The organism is Caballeronia hypogeia (genome assembly GCF_001544875.2).
GTDB classification, from domain to species: Bacteria; Pseudomonadota; Gammaproteobacteria; order Burkholderiales; family Burkholderiaceae; genus Caballeronia; species Caballeronia hypogeia.
This window is the reverse complement of sequence record NZ_FCOA02000001.1, coordinates 678,545-698,618: the sequence shown is the minus strand read 5'-3', so window position 1 is coordinate 698,618 and position 20,074 is coordinate 678,545. Positions and strand designations below refer to the sequence as shown.

14 protein-coding genes, 1 tRNA gene and 2 riboswitches are annotated in these 20,074 nt (G+C 63.5%); of the genes, 5 read left to right on the top strand and 10 right to left on the bottom strand.

Annotated elements, in window-relative coordinates; genetic code table 11:
• The first annotated feature begins 131 nt into the window (after nt 1-131).
• Entirely contained in the window at nt 132-1,340 is a 1,209-nt protein-coding gene (gene flhB, locus AWB79_RS03200; protein ID WP_061165878.1) for a flagellar biosynthesis protein FlhB, read from the top strand.
• On the top strand, nt 1,337-3,442 hold the full coding sequence (gene flhA / locus AWB79_RS03195; protein WP_061165877.1) for a flagellar biosynthesis protein FlhA: 2,106 nt from the start codon (nt 1,337-1,339) through the stop codon (nt 3,440-3,442). The genes flhB and flhA overlap by 4 nt, the downstream gene beginning before the upstream one ends.
• Here flhA and AWB79_RS39305 read toward each other — a convergent pair whose 3' ends face one another.
• From AWB79_RS39305 to AWB79_RS03155, 7 genes are all read right to left on the bottom strand, one after another.
• Entirely contained in the window at nt 3,443-4,432 is a 990-nt protein-coding gene (locus tag AWB79_RS39305) for a DUF7946 domain-containing protein (protein ID WP_157695683.1), read from the bottom strand. It abuts the gene before it with no gap.
• 106 nt (nt 4,433-4,538) lie between these two features.
• A complete protein-coding gene (locus tag AWB79_RS03180; RefSeq protein WP_061165874.1) occupies nt 4,539-5,927 on the bottom strand; it encodes an L-serine ammonia-lyase in 1,389 nt (462 codons plus the stop codon).
• Nucleotides 5,928-5,948: 21 nt separating this feature from the next.
• Nucleotides 5,949-7,052, bottom strand: coding sequence for an alginate lyase family protein (locus AWB79_RS03175; RefSeq protein WP_061165873.1), 1,104 nt, complete (start codon nt 7,050-7,052; stop codon nt 5,949-5,951).
• A 127-nt stretch (nt 7,053-7,179) separates the two neighbouring features.
• Nucleotides 7,180-10,110, bottom strand: a complete 2,931-nt coding sequence (gcvP, locus tag AWB79_RS03170; protein WP_061165872.1) for an aminomethyl-transferring glycine dehydrogenase — start codon at nt 10,108-10,110, stop codon at nt 7,180-7,182.
• Between the two features lie 58 nt (nt 10,111-10,168).
• Complete coding sequence (gcvH, locus tag AWB79_RS03165; protein ID WP_061165871.1) at nt 10,169-10,549, bottom strand: glycine cleavage system protein GcvH; 381 nt, start codon at nt 10,547-10,549, stop codon at nt 10,169-10,171.
• Between the two features lie 55 nt (nt 10,550-10,604).
• Complete coding sequence (gene gcvT, locus AWB79_RS03160; protein WP_061165870.1) at nt 10,605-11,729, bottom strand: glycine cleavage system aminomethyltransferase GcvT; 1,125 nt, start codon at nt 11,727-11,729, stop codon at nt 10,605-10,607.
• Between the two features lie 116 nt (nt 11,730-11,845).
• Nucleotides 11,846-11,975: riboswitch (glycine riboswitch) on the bottom strand.
• Nucleotides 11,976-11,999: 24 nt separating this feature from the next.
• A riboswitch (glycine riboswitch) is annotated at nt 12,000-12,114 on the bottom strand.
• A gap of 86 nt (nt 12,115-12,200) precedes the next feature.
• Nucleotides 12,201-13,247, bottom strand: a complete 1,047-nt coding sequence (locus AWB79_RS03155; protein ID WP_061165869.1) for an oxidoreductase — start codon at nt 13,245-13,247, stop codon at nt 12,201-12,203.
• A 161-nt stretch (nt 13,248-13,408) separates the two neighbouring features.
• On the opposite strand from AWB79_RS03155, the gene AWB79_RS03150 reads away from it, so the two are divergent.
• Complete coding sequence (locus AWB79_RS03150; RefSeq protein ID WP_061165868.1) at nt 13,409-15,496, top strand: UvrD-helicase domain-containing protein; 2,088 nt, start codon at nt 13,409-13,411, stop codon at nt 15,494-15,496.
• A gap of 73 nt (nt 15,497-15,569) precedes the next feature.
• On the opposite strand, the gene AWB79_RS03145 is transcribed toward AWB79_RS03150, so the two are convergent.
• Nucleotides 15,570-16,466, bottom strand: coding sequence for a c-type cytochrome (locus AWB79_RS03145; protein ID WP_061165867.1), 897 nt, complete (start codon nt 16,464-16,466; stop codon nt 15,570-15,572).
• A 331-nt stretch (nt 16,467-16,797) separates the two neighbouring features.
• On the opposite strand from AWB79_RS03145, the gene AWB79_RS03140 reads away from it, so the two are divergent.
• Nucleotides 16,798-16,873, top strand: a tRNA-Arg gene (locus AWB79_RS03140).
• Nucleotides 16,874-16,996: 123 nt separating this feature from the next.
• Here the strand turns inward: AWB79_RS03140 and AWB79_RS03135 are convergent.
• Nucleotides 16,997-18,010, bottom strand: a complete 1,014-nt coding sequence (locus AWB79_RS03135) for a Rieske 2Fe-2S domain-containing protein (RefSeq protein WP_061165866.1) — start codon at nt 18,008-18,010, stop codon at nt 16,997-16,999.
• Nucleotides 18,011-18,202: 192 nt separating this feature from the next.
• Between AWB79_RS03135 and AWB79_RS03130 the strand changes: the two genes are divergently transcribed.
• Nucleotides 18,203-19,297: a GGDEF domain-containing protein gene (locus AWB79_RS03130; RefSeq protein WP_061165865.1), complete on the top strand. Its 1,095-nt coding sequence runs from the start codon at nt 18,203-18,205 to the stop codon at nt 19,295-19,297.
• A gap of 43 nt (nt 19,298-19,340) precedes the next feature.
• Here AWB79_RS03130 and AWB79_RS03125 read toward each other — a convergent pair whose 3' ends face one another.
• Nucleotides 19,341-20,072 carry an RNA polymerase sigma factor FliA gene (locus AWB79_RS03125; protein WP_061165864.1) on the bottom strand — a complete coding sequence of 244 codons (732 nt, stop codon included), beginning with the start codon at nt 20,070-20,072 and terminating at the stop codon, nt 19,341-19,343.
• Nucleotides 20,073-20,074: the final 2 nt, after the last annotated feature.

Genomic DNA, 20,074 nt, shown 5'->3' with positions numbered 1-20,074 from the left:
CGAATAACCCCCTTTTCCCCGGCCTTATCCGCCGATGGTCGCTCGACGCCTTCCGCAATAATCGGTTTCATCAAAAAGCGGCTCCGTGCCGCTTGCATGTGGAAACGATTGAAGGAACGGAGTAAGGCCCGGTGGCAGAAGAAAGCGATCTCGAAAAAACCGAATCAGCCACTCCCAAGCGCCTGGAAAAGGCGCGGGAGGAAGGCCAGGTTGCGCGTTCGCGGGAGCTCGCGTCGTTCGCGCTGCTGGCGGCGGGATTTTTCGGTGTTTGGGGCCTGTCGGGTCCGATCAGCCAGCATTTGCAGTCGATCCTGCGCGGCGCGTTCACCTTCGATCACGCGATGGTGCTCGACACGCACCAGATGATGATCGGCGCGGCGAACGCCAGCAAGGAAGGTTTGTTCGCCGTGCTGCCGGTGCTGCTGCTGACGGCCTTCGCCGCGCTGGCCGCGCCGATGGCGCTCGGCGGCTGGCTCATCACCACCAAGCCGCTCGCGCCGAACTTCGGCCGGCTGAATCCGATCAGCGGCCTGGGCAAGATTTTCTCGGTGCAGGGCCCGGTGCAGCTCGGCATGTCGCTCCTGAAAACGATCGTCGTCGGCGGCATGGCGGGCTCGGCGATCTGGAGCCGCAAGGCCGAAGTGCTCGGCCTCCTAAGCAAGCCGATCAACCTCGCGCTCGCCGACGCGATGCACCTGATCTTCGTCTGCTGCGGTATGGCGATCGCCGGGCTGTTTCTCGTCGCGGCAGTGGACGTGCCGTATCAGCTGTATTCGCACGCGAAGAAGCTTCGCATGAGCAAGGAAGAAGTGAAGCGCGAGCACAAGGAAAGCGAAGGCGATCCGCACATCAAGGGCAAGATCCGCCAGCAGCAGCGGGCGGCCGCGCGTCGCCGGATGATGCAGGCGATCCCGACCGCCGATGTGATCGTCACCAACCCGACGCACTTCGCCGTCGCGCTGAAGTACGCGGACGGCGAGATGCGCGCGCCGAAGGTCGTCGCGAAGGGCGTGAATCTGGTGGCGGCGCGCATCCGCGAGCTGGGCCGCGAGAACAACGTGCCGCTTCTCGAAGCGCCGCCGCTGGCGCGCGCGCTGTATCACAACGTCGAGATCAACCGCGAGATTCCGGGCGCGTTGTACGGCGCGGTGGCGCAAGTGCTGGCGTGGGTCTATCAGCTCAAGCGCTACAAGGAAGATGGCGGCATCAAGCCGGACGAACCGTCCGATCTCGATGTGCCGAAGGAACTCGACAAGGGCGGCGTATCCGACGCCGACGCCGATCAGGAAGCCTCCGAAGTCCTGTCCGGCGACAACACTGACAATGGAGCCGCAGCATGAACGCGCGCGCTGGATTTTTCGCCAAACGCCCCGACGCGCTGGGTACGCAGAACCTTCGAGCCTTAGCCGGCCCGATCCTGATCTGCATGATCCTGGGCATGATGATTTTGCCCTTGCCGTCGTTTCTGCTGGACTTGCTGTTCACCTTCAACATCGCGCTGTCGGTGATGGTGCTGCTCGTCAGCATGTACACGCAAAAGCCGCTCGACTTCGCGGCGTTCCCGAGCGTGCTGCTGTTCTCCACGCTGCTGCGTCTTTCGCTGAACGTCGCGTCGACGCGCATCGTGCTGCTCGAAGGTCATACCGGTCCGGATGCGGCGGGTCAGGTGATCGAGTCGTTCGGGCACTTTCTCGTCGGCGGGAATTTCGCGGTCGGTATCGTCGTGTTCGTCATTCTGATGATCATCAACTTCATGGTGATCACGAAGGGCGCGGGACGTATCGCCGAAGTGGGCGCGCGCTTCACGCTCGATGCGATGCCCGGCAAGCAGATGGCCATCGACGCCGACCTGAACGCCGGCCTGATCAACGAGGAAACCGCGAAGAAGCGCCGCCAGAGCGTGGCGCAGGAAGCCGAGTTCTACGGTTCGATGGACGGTGCGTCGAAGTTCGTGCGCGGCGACGCGATCGCGGGCTTGCTCATCATGGTCATCAACGTGGTGGGCGGGCTGATCGTCGGCATGCTCCAGCACGACATGGACTTCTCGCACGCGGCGACCAACTACACGCTGCTGACCATCGGCGATGGTCTGGTCGCGCAGATTCCGTCGCTCATCATTTCGACGGCGGCGGGCGTGATCGTCTCGCGCGTGGCGACCGAGGAAGACATCGGCACGCAGCTGACCGGCCAGTTGTTCCAGAACCCGCGTGTGCTGATGATCACGGGCGTGATCATCGGCGTGATGGGACTGATTCCGGGCATGCCGCACTTCGCGTTTCTGCTGCTCGGCGGCGGCCTCGTGTACGCCGCGCGGTCGATGAACAAGCGCGCCGAGGCAAAGAAGAAGAGCGCCGTCACCGATGTCACGCCGCTCGCGGCAAGCGCAGCGGCTGCTTCGGCCGAGAATGCCGAAGCGAGCTGGGAAGATGTCGCGCTGATCGATCCGCTCGGGCTGGAAGTGGGTTATCGCCTGATTCCGCTCGTCGACAAGAACGCCGATGGCGAGCTGCTCAAGCGCATCAAGGGCATTCGCAAGAAGTTCGCGCAGGAAATCGGCTTTTTGCCGCCGGTCATTCATATCCGCGACAACCTGGAACTGCGGCCGAACGGTTATCGCATCGCGCTGAAGGGCGTGGAAGTGGGTGTCGGCGAAGCGTTCCCGGGTCAGTGGCTCGCGATCAATCCGGGCCAGGTTTCGGCCGCGCTGCCCGGCGCGCAGACGCAGGACCCTGCGTTCGGCCTGCCGGCGGTGTGGATCGACACGAATCTGCGCGAACAGGCTCAGGTGTACGGCTACACGGTGGTCGATGCGAGCACGGTCGTCGCGACGCATTTGAACCATCTGGTCGTCACGCATGCCGCCGAGCTGCTCGGGCGTCAGGAAGTGCAGGCATTGCTGGAGCGCATCGGCAAGGACACGCCTTCGCTCACGGACGATCTGGTGCCGAAAGTTCTATCGCTCACGACGCTGCAAAAGGTGCTGCAAAACCTGCTCGACGAAAGCGTGCCGATCCGCGACATGCGCACGATTCTCGACGCGCTGCAGGAACACGCGCCGAAGATGTCCGACGCCTACGATCTCACGGCGGCGGTGCGTCTCTCGCTGGGGCGCGCGATCACGCAGCAGTGGTATCCGGGCGCGGACGACTTGCAGGTGATGGGCCTCGATCCGACGTTGGAGCGTGTGTTGTCGCAGGCGCTTTCGACAGGCGCGAATCCGGGGCTGGAGCCCGGGCTCGCTCAGACGCTGATGAACTCGACGCAGAACGCGATCATGCGTCAGCAGAATCTCGGGCTTCCGCCGGTGCTGCTGGTGCAGCATTCATTGCGCGCGATGCTGGCGCGGTTCCTGCGGAGGAGCCTGCCGCAGTTGAAGGTGCTGTCGTATGCGGAAGTGCCGGATACGCGGAATGTGAAAGTGGTTAATTTGATCGGGGCGTGATTACTCCACGGCGAGTTCCGTTTCAAGCTCCGACGAGTCGGAAATATAAAGCTTGATGAGATTGCTCTCCGAGTCCAGGCCCGCCTTCGCGAGAAAGCGGATCGGGTTGGCCGACGCCATCGCTCGTACGTAGCGGTTGTTCGGCTGATTGAACACCGGATCGATCACGAGTGCAGCGATGCGTGCGGTGTCACCGTGTAGCGTGACTTTGCACGCGCCCGTTGCCATGTCGAACTCGGAGATGACGCCGACATATGGCGCGATCTCGGATATCGCAGTGTCTGCTTTCTCGAACGCGCGTTTGTGGTCCGAACTCAACGTCATGAACCGGTCTCCTTCGCTGTAGAGATCGATACGGCTGCAAGAGCGGTCGATGGGACTGAGCGCCTGACGCGCGGCAGGACGAAGAACATCGGTGAGCTTGTCGATGAGAGACACGAGCTTGTCAGCCACGCTTACGACACTCTCGGTACTCGCCTGATTGTTTCGCAGCGCAACCTGCAACGCATCATGGAAATGCTTCAAGCTTTCGTTGACGTATTTCGCTTGATCTTGTTCGCGGCGGGACGATAGTTCGTCGTATCTCACTTGAGCTTGCTCGCGGCGAGACAATATTTCGTTGACGTATTTCATTTGATCTTGCTCGCGTCGAGACAATACATACTGAACCACGACAGCAAGCACGGCGCCAAACGCACCGGACCAAAGTTCCTTGCTGATCGCCATACTTTTCACCATCGCCAAGACCTCGAAGCAGCGATGTTCCGCGACGGGAGAACAGACTACGCGGACATCAAGCGCTTCGAGACGAGTACTGATCTCTCCCGTCAGCAAGGCATTGGAGCACAACGCGAAGACGCGTGCTAAGCCCTGAATCGACTGCCCGAGCTGATTCAGATCTATCTCATGCGATGCGGCATCTTTGCCTTCGTATCGCACGCTGATGGTGGAAAGGCAGCGCCACTCCTTTACTTCGGTAACTTCAAACATTGCTTGTTCCGTCGATGACTCATGTCGTCATCCTAAGCAATGAATGCGGCGTGGGTAATCGGCCGAACGGCCGACTTGCGTCGAACGCCGCCCCGCTTATGTCCCTTCAACACTCCACAATATTCACCGCCAATCCGCCGCGCGAAGTTTCCTTGTACTTGGTCTTCATATCCGCGCCCGTTTCGCGCATGGTCTTGATGACCGAATCGAGCGAAACGTAGTGGGAGCCATCTCCGCGCATGGCCATGCGCGCCGCGTTCACGGCTTTCACCGAGCCCATCGCGTTGCGTTCGATGCACGGAATCTGCACCATTCCGCCGACCGGATCGCAGGTCAGCCCGAGGTTGTGCTCCATGCCGATCTCCGCGGCATTCTCCACCTGCGCCGGCGTTCCGCCGAGCACCGCGGCGAGCGCGCCGGCCGCCATCGAACAGGCGACGCCCACCTCGCCCTGACAGCCCACTTCCGCGCCGGAAATGGACGCGTTCATTTTGTACAGAATGCCGATGGCCGCCGCCGTCAGCAGAAAGTCGATCACGCCTTGTGTATTCGAGCCGGGAACGAACCGATCGTAATAGTGCAGAACCGCCGGAATGATGCCCGCCGCGCCGTTCGTCGGCGCCGTCACGACTCGTCCGCCGATCGCGTTCTCTTCGTTCACCGCGATCGCATAAAGGTTGATCCAGTCGATCATCGACAAAGGATCGCGCAGCGCCTGTTCCGGCTTTTCCGCCAGCGCCTTGTACAACTGCGGCGCGCGCCGCTTCACCTGAAACGGTCCGGGCAGATTCCCTTCTGCCTCGGGGTTGTTGATGCCGCATCCACGCGCGACACAATCCTGCATCACGTCCCAGATGCGCAAAAGCCCGCTGCGGATCTCTTCTTCGCTGCGCCAGACGCGCTCGTTTTCCCACATCAACTGCGCGATGGATTTGCCCGACTCCGCGCACATTTTCATCAGCTCGTCGCCGGTCTGGAACGGATACGGCAACTGCTCGTGCGCGGTCAGCACCGCCGTGTTCGCCGCGCCCGCCGTGACGACGAAGCCGCCGCCTACCGACAGGTACGTCGCTTCGCGCAACTCCGCGCCGCTTGCATCGAACGCGAAAAGCTTCATGCCGTTCGGATGCTCTGGCAGCGCCTGCCGATAGAACGCGATGTGCTCCTTGAGCGTGAACGGAATCTCGTGCGTGCCGAGCAGCGCGAGCGTCTTCGCCGTGCGCACCTGCCCGAGACGCGACACGATGCTCGATGCATCGACGGTGTCGGGCGCGTCGCCCATCAGGCCGAGCATCACGCCGCGATCGGTGCCGTGGCCCTTGCCCGTCGCGCCCAGCGAGCCGTAAAGCTCGCATTTCACCGAGGCCGTCGATGCCAGCAGCCCGTCGCGCTCGAGCCCTTGCGCGAACATCAGCGCGGCGCGCATCGGCCCGACGGTGTGCGAGCTCGAAGGGCCGATGCCGATCTTGAAGAGGTCGAATACGCTGACTGCCATGACATCACCTAGCTGGAAAGATTAACGCGCCGGCAGCGGCAGACACACCGCGAGCCACGCGGGCGGCGTCGGCGCGAGCCGCAGCGCCACCGGCGCGTAGCGGCCGTCGAGACGCGCCGCCAGATGAAAGAGTTCCGCCGCGTTCTTCGGGTCCCATTGACCCGAGTAACCCGGCAGTCCCGCCTCGCGACGCTTGGCGTCGAAAGGCACTGAAGACTTCACGAATTCGTCGTGCGTTTTGGTGCCGAGCGCATACGGTGTGAGCCAGTTGAGCGCTTCCGCGAGCGTCGCGCCCGATTGCGCGCGCTCCGGCAGCCAGTTGCGGTTATGCCGGCGCGCCGCGAGCGCGGCCGTCACGAGCGGCTGAAGGTCGTACGTGACATAGCGCAGCGCATCGCGTTCGGCGAAATCCACCGTCGAGCCATCCGGCGCGATGTTGTCGCCGATATGCTCGACGAACAGCCGCTGCGCCGCATTGATCATCTTGCGATCGTCGATGGTGAACGCGCCCATCGCCACCAGCTTCACTCGATGACTCTGCCAGTTGTTCCGATAGTTGCCCGTGAGCGGGCGCGGCTGCTTGTCCATATCGGCGATATAGCCGCTCACCATCTTCGTGATGAACGCATTCGCCGTGTTGCGCGTCTTCACCGGCAGCGCGCTCGCGGTGAGGTCGTACGCGAGGATCAGCGATTCGAAGTTCGTCTCGTCGATCGGATTGAAGCTCGGCTGATAAGTCGTCGTCCACGCGAACAGAAAGCGGTCGACCAGCCGCAGATAGCGCTCGTCGCCGGTCGCGCGCCACGCCAGCGCGGCATCGCGCATCAGGCCAAGATCCTTTTCCGCTGCGACGCTCTCGTCGTAGATGCCTTCGTGCGGCAGCGTGCCTTCCGTGTGCAGCTTCGCGCGCGGCTTCGGCTGGTCGTTGACGTGTGATTGCACCATCTTCACCAGCGCCCGCACTCCGGGATCGGCGTTCGTGCGCTCGCTCGTCTGCATTGCGGGCGCGGCGCAGAAATTCATCGCGGCCTGCGCGGACGATGCGGCGAGCAGCATCGCCCCGAGCATCGCTCGCGCCGCGCACGCGCGGCTCGTCCCTTTCACCTCTCGCACCTTGAACGCCATATGAACTCCCTGTTTTGGCTTTTTGGTCCGGGGTGAGATGTTAGCTGTTCTGGAACGTGCCGCAAAACCGCCCGACAATGCTTTACGCTTTCGGGCGGCCGTCTCTCAGGTTCTTGCGCCTGCCGTTTTACTCGTCCGTGTATTCCGAAATCGGCACGCACGAGCACATCAGGTTGCGATCGCCATACGCGTTGTCTGCGCGGCCGACCGGCGACCAGTACTTGCGCGTCACCAGCGATTTCAGCGGATAAGCCGCCGATTCACGCGTGTACTTGTGCTCCCACGCATCCGAAGCGACCACCGCCGCGGTATGCGGCGCGTTCCTCAACACATTGTCCTCGCGGTCGGCGCGGTCCTCTTCCACCGCGCGGATTTCCTCGCGGATCGCGATCATCGCGTCGATGAAGCGGTCGAGTTCTTCCTTCGACTCCGATTCCGTCGGCTCGACCATCAGCGTGCCGGGAACCGGGAAGCTCATAGTCGGTGCGTGGAAACCGTAGTCGATCAGGCGCTTGGCCACGTCTTCCACCGAAATGCCGCTCGATTCCTTGATCGGCCGCACGTCGAGAATGCATTCGTGCGCGACCAGCCCGCCCGCGCCGCTGTACAGAACAGGATAGTGCGGCGCGAGACGCTTCGCGACATAGTTCGCTGCAAGAATCGCGTTTTCGGTGGCGGCGGTGAGGCCGCTCGCGCCCATCATCGCGATATACATCCAGGAAATCGGCAGGATCGCGGCCGAGCCATACGGCGCCGACGACACCGCGCCGATACCCGCGTCATCGCGCTTGTAGCCGGTGGACGCCTGATTCGGCAGGAACTTCGCCAGATGCGCGCCGACCGCGACCGGACCGACGCCCGGTCCGCCGCCGCCGTGCGGAATGCAGAACGTCTTGTGCAGGTTCAGGTGCGAAACGTCGCCCCCGAACTGGCCCGGCGCGCAGAGTCCGACCATCGCGTTCATGTTGGCGCCGTCGACATAGACCTGACCGCCGTGCGCGTGCACGATCTCGCAGATTTCGCGGACATTGCGCTCGAACACGCCGTGAGTGGACGGATACGTGATCATGATCGCCGCGAGATTCGCCGAATGCTTTTCGGCCTTCGCCTTCAGGTCTTCGATATCGACGTTGCCGTTCGAATCGCACGCGACGACGACGACCTGCATGCCCGCCATCTGCGCCGACGCCGGATTCGTGCCGTGCGCGGACGCCGGAATCAGGCACACATTGCGATGCCCTTCGCCGCGCGACTCGTGATACGCGTGAATGATGAGCAGGCCCGCGTATTCGCCCTGCGAGCCGGCGTTCGGCTGCAGCGAAACCGCCGCGTAACCCGTGCACGCGACGAGCATCTGTTCGAGCTGGTCGATCATCGTGCGATAGCCGACCGTCTGCTCATTGGGCGCGAACGGATGAATCTGCGCGAACTCGGGCCACGTGACCGGCAGCATTTCGGAAGTCGCGTTGAGCTTCATCGTGCAGGAACCGAGCGGGATCATCGTGCGGTCGAGCGCGAGGTCCTTGTCCGCGAGACTGCGCAGGTAGCGCAGCATTTCGGTTTCCGAGTGATGTCGATTGAAAACCGGATGCGTGAGGAATTCGCTCGTGCGATGCAATTCGGCCGGCAGCGAATCCTGCGCGGCCTGATCGAGCGCGTCGATGTCGAAGGTTTCGGTTTTGCCCGCGACTTCCGCGAACAGCGCGAAGAGCTTGAGCAGATCGTCGCGCGTGGTGGTTTCATCGAGCGAGACGCCGACTTGCGTGGCGCTCACGCGGCGCAGGTTGATATGCGCCGAATACGCCGCCTGATGCAGCGCGGTCGTGTTCGCGCCGCTATCGATGGTGACGGTGTCGAAGAACGTCTTGTTCGCCACGGCATAGCCGAGCTTCTCGACGCCGGCCGCGAAAACGGAAGCCACGCGATTCACGCGCAGCGCGATGGTCTTGAGCCCGCGCGGGCCGTGATAGACCGCATACATGCTCGCCATGATCGCGAGCAGCGCCTGCGCCGTGCAGACATTCGACGTCGCCTTCTCGCGGCGGATGTGCTGTTCGCGCGTCTGCAGCGCGAGACGCAGCGCGGAATTGCCTTGCGCATCGACGGTCACGCCGACGAGACGGCCCGGCATCTGGCGCTTGAACTCGTCGCGCACGGCCATGTACGCAGCGTGCGGGCCGCCGAAGCCGACCGGCACGCCGAAGCGCTGCGTGTTGCCGATCGCGACGTCCGCGCCCCACTCACCCGGCGGCGTGATGAGCGTCAGCGCGAGCAGGTCCGCTGCCGCGACCACGTGGCCGCCCGCCGCGTGGATCGCTTCGGCCAGCGCGCGATAGTCGCGCACATCGCCGTTCGCGCCGGGATATTGCAGCAGCACGCCGAACGCGTTCGCGCTGGCGGCGTCCGCTGCGGGACCGACCTTCACTTCGATGCCCGCCGGCTTCGCGCGCGTCTTCACGACTTCGATGGTCTGCGGCAGCACGTCATCGGCGACGTAGAAGATGTTCGACTTCGGCTTGCCGACGCGTTGCACAAGCGTCATCGCTTCGGCCGCGGCGGTGGCTTCGTCGAGCAGCGAGGCGTTCGACATCGCCAGGCCGGTCAGGTCCATCACCATTTGCTGGAAGTTCAGCAGCGCTTCGAGGCGCCCTTGCGAAATCTCCGGCTGATACGGCGTGTAAGCCGTGTACCACGCCGGATTTTCGAGCACGTTGCGCAGGATTACCGCCGGCGTGTGCGTGCCGTAGTAACCCTGGCCGATATAAGTCCGGAACACCAGATTCTCGTCCGCCAGCTTGCGCAACGAAGCGAGCGCTTCCGCTTCGCTCTTCGGCTGCGTGAACGCGCCGAGCGGCAGCGTTTCCTTGCGGCGGATCGATTCAGGAATCACCGCGTCGATGAATGCCGCGCGCGACGCGAAACCGAGCGCGTCGAGCATGGCGCGCTGGTCCGCATCATCGGGGCCGATGTGCCGCTCGGCGAATGCGTCGTGACATTCGAGCGCGGCGAGTGACAGGGATGTGCGGTTCATCAGGCGATCCGGGTGTTCGAGCTTCATGTGAATTCCTGCGAATGGCGGTCCTTGCTTTCGAAGAACCGCCTTCGTCGATTAAAAGTTATTCGCCGATCGACTTGCCGTAACCTTCGGCATCGAGCAGCTTGTCGAGACCCGCGTCGGAGGACGGCTTGATCTTGAAGAGCCAGCTTTCGTAGGGCGCGCCGTTCACTTGATCCGGCGCGGAAGTCAGCGCGTCGTTCGATTCGATGACTTCGCCCGAAACCGGCGCGTAGATGTCGGATGCGGCCTTCACCGATTCGATCACCGCGATGGCGTCACCCGCCGCGACGGCCTTGCCGGCTGCGGGCAGTTCGACGAACACGATGTCGCCGAGCGCTTCCTGCGCGTGGTCGGTGATGCCGATGGTCAGCGTGCCGTCGGCTTCGGTGCGGACCCATTCGTGCGATTCGGTGTATTTCAGATCGGCCGGGATGCTCATTGGATGCTCCTTGCGTGGTTCTTTCTAGAGGTTCGTGATCGGTGGGCGCGCGCTGTCAGGAAAGTTCCACGAGAACCTTGCCGTTGCGCACGAACGGAAGTTTTACCACGCGCGCGGGAAGCTGTTTGTCGCGGATGACGACCTGAACGGTATCGCCCGTTTTGGTCTCGACGGGCACCCGTGCGAACGCGATGGATTCCTGCATCGACGGCGAAAACGTGCCGCTGGTGATCTCGCCCTCGCCGTGTTCGGTGACGACTTTCTGATGCGCGCGCAGCACGCCGCCCGCCTTGCCGTTTTCCTTGATGAGCACGAGGCCGACGAAATTCGCCTTCGACCCGTGCGCCTCGAGCGCGCTGCGGCCGACGAAATCGCGTTCCGATTTCAGATCGACGGTCCACGCCAGGCCTGCGTCGAGCGGCGAGACCTTTTCGTCCATGTCCTGGCCGTACAGATTCATTCCGGCTTCCAGGCGCAGCGTGTCGCGCGCGCCGAGACCTGCCGGCTTGATGCCCGCTGCAGCGAACCCGTTCCACAGCGCTTCGACCTGCGTCGCCGGCACGACGATTTCGAAGCCGTCCTCGCCGGTGTAGCCGGTGCGCGCGAGCATCAGCTCGCCAAATTGCGTGTTCGGGAAAACGACCGCGTTGAACGGCTTGATGTCCTGGGTTTGCGCACGCGTGTCGGGCAGCACTTGCCAGACTTTCTCGCGCGCGTTCGGGCCTTGCACGGCGATGATCGCGAGATCGCGGCGCGGCGCAATCGACAGGTTGAATTCGCCCTCGGCGTTCAACTGGCCGAACCAGGCGATGTCCTTCTCCGCCGTGCCCGCGTTCACGACGACGCGAAAACTTGTCTCGGAGAAGTAATAGACGATCAGATCGTCGATGACGCCGCCGTCGCCATCGAGCAGGCACGAGTAGAGCGCCTTGCCCGGCGTCGTCAGCTTGTCGACGTTATTGGCGATCGCGTACTTGAAGAATTTGCGGGCGGCCTCGCCTTCGAAATCGACGACGCGCATGTGCGACACGTCGAACATGCCGGCATCGGTGCGCACCGCGCGATGCTCGTCGATCTGCGAACCGTAGTTGACGGGCATGTCCCAGCCGCCGAAATCGACCATGCGCGCGTTGAGCGCGAGGTGGGCGGCGTGCAGGGGCGTGTGTTGAAGAGAAGTCATCGGGGCCTCGGTTCGCGAAACAAAAAAGGCCACGCAGCGCACTTTTAGCTCCTGCAATGCGCCTTTCGTGCTGCCGGAAGCAGCGCGCAAGGCTCATGCCGCGAGCGATTGCGATGCGTGACCCCTCTGTCCTCGGTACCTGAGAGATTGCGCGAACCGTGCTCTTGCTGACGGTTCGGCGCGCGCCCCTTCGGTGGGCAGCTGATCTTCGGACGAAAACCGCTGCCGCTCTCCAGAGTGCGAGGAAATCGACCCAAAAGAGTGAATTCCTCGACGCGGTCGGTCCTTTTGCCTGAGAGTTTGCGGGTATGCCCCTTCGGCGGCGCGGCCTTCGCTGTCGTTTCACTGGAACAACAGCAGCCACGCGCTCTCCCGACGCGTGCGGCAGAATTTACGCGACCGGATTGGCGTTGTCAAACGGATTCGGGCGCCTCCGATGGACAGCGCACACGCCCGCCGGACGGCGCTTTTCTACCCGATCCGCTGGAACGGAATGCTGCGCTTCTCCCGCTCGCTCTGCATCGCCAGTTCGATGATCGTCATCACGTCGACGGCGTCCTGCGCGCTCACCGGAAACGGCTTGCCATCCTGAATCGCCGCTGCCAGCGCGCGATAAAACTCGATATACGCGCCATCTTTCGTGGCGAATTCGTGACGCAGGTCCAGGTCGCCATCGACTTCGCGCAAAAGACCCGGCGGATTCTTGCCGAACTCCGGATTGCCCGGCCGCATGCCCGAACGCAACTGATCTTCCTGCGTGTCCAGCCCGTTCTTGACGTAGCTGCCGCGCGTGCCGTGAATCGAGAAACGCGGCGGATCGAGCGCCGTCAGCGCGCTCGCGTGCAGGATGACCTCGTGGCCATCGTAGCCGAGCACGAGATGCACGTAATCCGGCGCGTGCGCGTGATCCCGATGCGCCTTCACGAAGGCCGTCACGGTCTGCGGCGCGCCGAACAGCGTCAGCGCCTGATCGATCAGATGCGGCCCGAGATCGAACAGCAGACCGCCGCCGCGCTCGGCTTCCTCGCGCCAGCGCTGCGGCACCTTCGGGCGAAAGCGGTCGAAATGCGATTCGTAATGCGCGATGCGCCCGAGCCGCCCGCTTTCCAGCAGCGCGCGCACCGTCATGAAATCGCCGTCCCAGCGGCGATTGTGGAACGGCGCGAACAGCAGCCCTTTCTGTTGCGCGAGATCCGCGAGCGTGCGGGCGTCGGCGGCGGAGAGCGTCACCGGCTTGTCGACGACGACGTGCTTGCCCGCCGACAGCGCCCGATGCGCGAGATCGAAGTGCGTGTCGTTCGGCGTCGCGACAACGACGCATTCGAGGCCATCGACCGCGAGCAGCGCATCGAAATCCGGGACGATCCGCGCGTTCGGATAGTCGGCCTGCGCGCGCTCGGCCTGGCTGGTCGCGATCGCCGCGACTTCCGCGCGTCCGCAATGCTCGATGACGGGCGCGTGAAACGTCGCGCCGGCAAGGCCGTAGCCCATTACGCCGACTTTCAGTGCTGTGTCCATGCTGGCATCGTTCTGTCGTGATCGGTTCGATATTGTGGCACGCGCGCCCGCGCCGATCGACGACATGGGGCCAAAACCGCACCCGTCCCGGCGTGTTAACATCGCGCACTCCTCCATGCGCCGGCTGTTGCCGCGCGCCTCAGAATCCAAAGCCCAGAACGATGTCCGCAGGTCTGAACGCCGCGCAAAGCGAAGCCGTGCGCTATCTCGACGGTCCCTGTCTCGTGCTCGCCGGCGCGGGCAGCGGCAAGACGCGCGTGATCACGCAGAAGATCGCGCACCTGATCGAAGGAAAAGGCTTCGAGCCGAAGCACATCGCCGCGCTCACCTTCACGAACAAGGCCGCGCTCGAAATGCGCGAGCGCACCGGGAAGCTGCTCGAAGGCAAGACGCTGACGACGCCCGGCAAGGAAGGCCGCAAGATTCCCGTCAATCAGTTGACGGTCTGCACCTTTCACTCGCTCGGCGTGCAGATCATGCGGCAGGAAGCTGAGCATGTCGGGCTGAAGCCGCAGTTTTCCATCATGGATTCGGATGACTGCTTCGGCATGGTGCAGGAGCAGCTCGGCACGACCGACAAGGGCTTGATCCGCAAGATCCAGTCGATCATCTCGCTGTGGAAGAACGGCATGGTGTCGCCCGATCAGGCGGCCGTGCTCGCGAACAACGAGGACGAGCATCAGGCGGCGATCGTCTACCGGAGTTACGCGGCGACGCTGCACGCGTATCAGGCGCTCGATTTCGACGATCTGATCCTGCGCCCCGCACAGCTTTTCGCGGAGAACGAGCAGGTGCGCGACAAGTGGCAGAACCGGCTGCGTTATCTGCTGATCGACGAGTATCAGGACACGAACGCGTGCCAGTACGAACTGGTGAAGCTGCTCGCCGGTCCGCGCGCCGCGTTCACGGCGGTCGGCGACGACGATCAGGCGATCTACGGCTGGCGCGGCGCGACCATCGAGAATCTGGCGCAACTCGGCAAGGATTTCCCGAAGCTGCATGTCATCAAGCTGGAGCAGAACTATCGCTCGACAGTGCGCATTCTGACGGCGGCGAACAACGTCATCGCGAATAATCCGAAGCTGTTCGAGAAGAAGCTGTGGTCCGAGCACGGCATGGGCGACACGATCACCGTGACCGGCTGCAACGACGAAGAGCACGAGGCGGAATCCGTCGTGTTCCGCCTGTCGGCGCACAAGTTCGAGCGACGCGCGCAGTTTCGCGATTACGCGATTCTTTATCGCGGCAACTTTCAGGCGCGCATCTTCGAACAGGTGCTGCGGCGCGAGCGCATTCCTTATGTGCTGTCGGGCGGGCAGTCGTTTTTCGATCGCGCGGAGATCAAGGACATCATCGCGTATCTGCGGCTGATCGCGAATCCGGACGACGATCCCGCGTTCATCCGCGCGATCACGACGCCGCGGCGCGGAGTCGGCAACACCACGCTCGAAGCGCTCGGCGCGTTCGCGGGCGCGGCGAAGGTGTCGCTGTTCGAGGCGGTGTTCATGGGCGGCATCGAGGCGCGGCTGTCGGCGCGGCAGGTCGAGCCGCTGCGCACGTTCTGCGAGTGGATTCGCCGCCTGTCGGACCGCGCCGCGCGCGATCCCGCGACCGAAGTGCTCGACGACATGATGGAGGCCATCCACTACGAGTCGTATCTCTACGACGCGCACGACGAGCGCCAGGCGCAATCGAAATGGCAGAACGTGCTCGAGTTTCTCGAATGGCTCAAGCGCAAGGGCACGAAGCCCGACGCCGCGCCGGGAGCAGAGCAAACCGGTTACGACACCGCCGACGGTTTAGCCGATGAAGGCAAGAACCTGCTCGGCCTGATCCAGACAGTCGCGCTGATGTCGATGCTCGAAGGCAAGGAGGAAGATCCGGACGCGGTGCGGCTTTCGACGGTGCATGCGTCGAAGGGGCTGGAATATCCGCACGTGTTTCTGGTGGGCGTCGAGGAAGGCATCATGCCGCATCGCGGCGGCTCGGACGATGACGCGCCCATCGACAATTCGCGCATCGAGGAAGAGCGCCGGCTGATGTATGTGGCGATCACGCGGGCGCAGCGCAGCCTGCATCTGAACTGGTGCAAGAAGCGCAAGCGCGCGCGGGAGACGGTGGTGTGCGAGCCGTCGCGCTTCATTCCCGAGATGCTGCTCGACGATGCGCCGCCGCCGACGGCCGAGGAAAAGCCGCTGTCGCCGAAAGACCGCATGGCGATGCTGAAGGCGATGCTGCAGAAGGGCTGAGCCTCGCTTTTCGCCCGGCATGAAAAAACCCTGCGACGCTCGCGCGTGCAGGGTTTTTTTATCGATGCCCGGATTACTTCGCCGCGTTCGCCATGTAATCGACGGCCGCCTTCACGTCCGCGTCCGACGCGTTCGATCCGCCCTTCGGCGGCATCGCGCCCTTGCCGTGCAGCGCGTAGTTGTAGACGGTGTCCATCGGCTCCTTCAGACGCGGCGCCCACGCTGCCTTGTCGCCGAACTTCGGTGCGCCGAGCACGCCTGCCGCATGACACGCCTGGCAAACCTGTTCGTAAAGCGCCTTGCCGGCCTGCGCGGCGTCCGCGCTTTGCGCGCCAGCGGCCGGTGCCGCCGATGCTTGCGGCACCGATGCGAGCGCGGCGACCGCTGCAGCCGCTTGCGCGTTTTCGTTCGAACTCGCTGCGGCGGGCGCTGCCGCGCCGGATGCCGCTGCCGCGCTTGCCGCCGCGCCCGGTGCGGGCTGCGCCGGTTCAGCGAGCTTGCCGCCGCTGCCGTTCGCCATATAGACGACCGCGCGCGCGATTTCGAAGTCGCTGTAGTCGTCGGGACTGGTGCCGCCGCGCGCGGGCATGGCGCCCTTGCCGTTGAGCGCGTTGTGCAGCAGCGTGTCGTAACCTTCGCCGATGCGCGGGGCCCAGGCGCCTGCATCGCCGAACTTGGGCGCGCCCGCGGTGCCTGTCGCGTGACAGGCCGAGCACACGGCCTTGAATACTTCCTCGCCGGTTTTGTAGACGCGTGGCGCGTTGGCGTCGCGGACATCGACTTGTGCAACCGGCGCGATGCGCTCCTTCACCGATTGTTCGATGTCGGTGCCGGCGCCGGTACGCGTCGAGTTGTTCACATACACCGCGAGCAAAATGATGATGGCGACCGGGATGCCGAATCCCGCGATGACCGCGGCGATGAGTTGACCGGGCGTCTTGATCGGGGCTCCGTGGGGTGCTTCGCTCATGCTTGTCTCGTCTCCCGTTTTTTGGTGTGAGTCGGTTCAGTGACAGCGTGACAGCTACGGCATTGCATTGCGCACAGGCGCGCGCCTTGGGGAAAGGCACGGTCGATTATAGACGGAACACTTAACTGTCGGCGCGAGGCGGTCGGGGCGGCGGAACGGGCGTTTACCCGAATCGTGTGATGCTTGCGGAATCGTTCCACGTAGAGGCCGTAGCCCCGTGCGATGGACGAAGTCATGGAAAACAGGTATTCTCTCGGATTCGCATGGGCCTTGCCGCCGCCTTTCGGTCTTGTCACCGGGCGCGCTTTCCTCCGCAAAGCCCTTCTCAGATGCGCCCGTAGCTCAATGGATAGAGTACTGCCCTCCGAAGGCAGGGGTTGCTGGTTCGATCCCAGCCGGGCGCGCCAAATGATTCCTTAAGATTCGAAGCTCTTCCCGTCCCGCGCGCCGCGCGCGAATCGAATCGCGCGCGCCAAATTCGCTCGACACTCAAGCAACACCCGCTACCGCCCAACAGCCGGTAAAGAAATTCACGAAGAGCGAACACCCTCTTCGGAACTGTCAGGCACCGTGCCGTAGCCAAACCCCATCCCCGCCAGCCACCGGCGGTAAGCCACCGCCATCCGATCGCACCTCTGATGCAACTCCGCATCGAGATCCAGCGGCAGACGCTGAGGCCATTGCGACTCCACAATCGGCGTGTCCTGCATCAGGATCTCCATATTGAAGTCGTATAGCTCCTGATCGGAATGCGTCGCGTCATCCTCGTGAATGGAAACCAGCCACGCGCGCGTCTCCGCCTCCGTCACGGGCGACGCCGCCAGCATGATATGCAGCGCGCCCAGCCCGCCGCCCGCCATCTTCGTGAGGCTCGCGATCAAAGGCCGCTTCACGCGATACACATAGTCGATCATCGCGCCGCCGCCCTGCCCCGGAATGCCCGCAGGCTGCCAGTAACGACATCCGCGCGCCTCGAGCCCATCCTGTCGAACGATGACTTCGTAGTCGGGCACTTCCGTATGCGCGTCCTCGCCCAGAATGCCCACATGCACGAACGAAAAGTGCGCCATGTCCAGAAAATTCTCGACCACACGCGGCCCCGACGACCTCACCGTCTGTGGCGCGAGATTGATCCGTCGCGCGCCGGGAATCACGGCTTCGGGAAAGAAATCGAGGGGATAAGCGGGTTCATCAAAACACATCCAGATGACGCCGTATTTCTCCTCGCAGAGGTAAGTCGTCGCGCAAGCCCGCTTCGACGGCCGCAACGAAGGATTCGACGGAATCCGCAGACACTGCCCTTCGATGTCGTAACTCCAGCCGTGATACGGACACACGATCCGGTCGCGCATCACGTGCCCGAGCGACAACTGCGCGCCGCGATGCGGACAGTAATCGCGCCACACATGCGCCGCGCCGATGCTGTCGCGCCACACGACGATCCGCTCGTCCGCCACGATGAACCCGCGTGCGCCGCCTTCCGGCACGTCCACGCCATTGCACACCGGCAGCCATTCACCCGCCAGAGAAGTTCTTTCACGCATCGCCAATGAACGAGTAATAGATGTCCGAAAGAGGTTCTTACACGAAACACAGTGTCTTCGCAAAACGTTGCAAAATAGCGGATCGCTCGCTCGGTGAGACTCTATGCAGCACCATTTCGCCGATGCCATGCGACGGGGCCGCATTACATAACAGCACGAGAAAATAAAGAAATCACGATCCAGGGGTGCAGTATGGAGCAGGCGCATCAAGCGGACCGACGGGCCTATGCCTCGGCATTGTCCGGGCATCGGAATCCCGAACGCGAGCAGGCCACGCTGCGGGTCTGGATGGGCGCAGTGGTTCTTCTGGCCTACGGCATCTTCGCGTGGCTGCGCCCGTCGCACGATGCATCGATGGTCACGCGACTCATCGCGATCTATGTGACCTACGGTGTCATTACGCTGCTCATCGTGAGCCGCATGAAAGCGTCGTCCGGAAAGCGTCTCACCGTCACGACCATCGCCGATCAGGCGCTGCTCGGTCTCGCGCTCGGCTCAGGCGGCGCCACCGCGCTGCCGCTCATCTGGGTCATGTTCTGGTTTCTGATCGGCTCGGGATGTCGCTATGGCAAGCGCACGCTCGCCGTCTCGTGCGCGACCGCGTCGTGCGTGATCGCCGCGCTCGGCATCTGGCAGCCGTGGTGGAGCGAGAATCTGCCCGCGGCGATCGGCCTGGGACTCAGCGTGCTGGGCGCATCGGTGTATCTGAGCGTGCTCGTCGACCGCCTCGGCAACGCGAATCGCGATCTCGCGCGTCAGGCATCGACCGATCCGCTCACGGGTTTGTCGAACCGCTACGCGCTCGAGCAGATCGTCGATCGCGCGATGGCGACGCCCGAAGCCGGTGACCGGCAAGCGACCGCCCTGCTGCTGATCGACCTCGACGGCTTCAAGGAAGTGAACGACACCTACGGCCATGCGGTCGGCGACATGCTGCTGCAGTCCTTCGCGCAGACCCTCGCAAAACGCATGCGCAAGACCGACACCATCGCGCGTCTGGGCGGCGACGAATTCGTCGTGCTCGCGCATCAGGTGCGTGACCGCGCCGCCGTGCTCGCGGTAGCCGACAGCATTCACTCGGTGCTCGGCGCAATCACGTCGGTGCAGGAGCGGCCGGTGTCGGTATCGGCGAGCATCGGCGCATGTCTGCTTTCCAGCGCGACGGCCGCGCGTCAGTCGGGCATGACCGCCGTGCTGCGCGCCGCGGACCGCGCGATGTATCGTGCGAAAAGCCTCGGCGAAGGTAAAACGGTATTCGCCGAAACCCGCGACTTCGAAAGCAACTAAAAAAATGCCCGCATCGCTGCGGGCAAACCTCCTCGAATCTGAATCACGCCTCGACGCTGGTCCACGCCTGCTCGCGCAGCTTGGTACGCAGGCGCGCGACCGCCTGGCTGTGCAACTGGCACACGCGCGATTCGCTCACTTCCATCACCGCGCCGATTTCGCGCAGGTTCAGGCCGCGTTCGTAGTAAAGGCTCATCAAGAGCTTCTCGCGCTCCGGCAGCTTGTCGATGGCTTCGATCAGCGCGCCGCGCAGGCTGTCATCGAGCAGCGCGGACAGCGGGTCCGAACGGTCGACGCAATAGCGGTCGAGGAACGGCTCGTCGTCGGCGGAGCGGTCGAAGTCTTCGTAGTAGATCAGCTGGCTGCCGTGCAAGTCCTGCAGCATCGACTGATATTCATCGAGCGGCAGATTCATGTGCTCGGCGATTTCCGTCTCGCTCGCCGAACGGCCGAGGTTCTGCTCGACCTTGTGCACCGCCGATTCCACTTCGCGCGAAGTCTTGCGCATGCTGCGCGGCAGCCAGTCGTTGGCGCGCAGCTCATCGAGCATCGCGCCGCGAATGCGCTGGCTCGCATACGTCTCGAATTGCGCGCCCTGATCTTCCTTGTAGCGGCTCGCCGCGTCCATCAGGCCGATCATGCCGGCCTGGATGAGATCGTCGAGATCGACGCTCGCCGGCATCTTGGCGACGAGCTGGAGCCCCAGCCGGCGAACGAGCGGCGCATATTTCGTCAGCACGTCCGACTGTGAGAGTTTGCCTTGGGCGTTATACATCT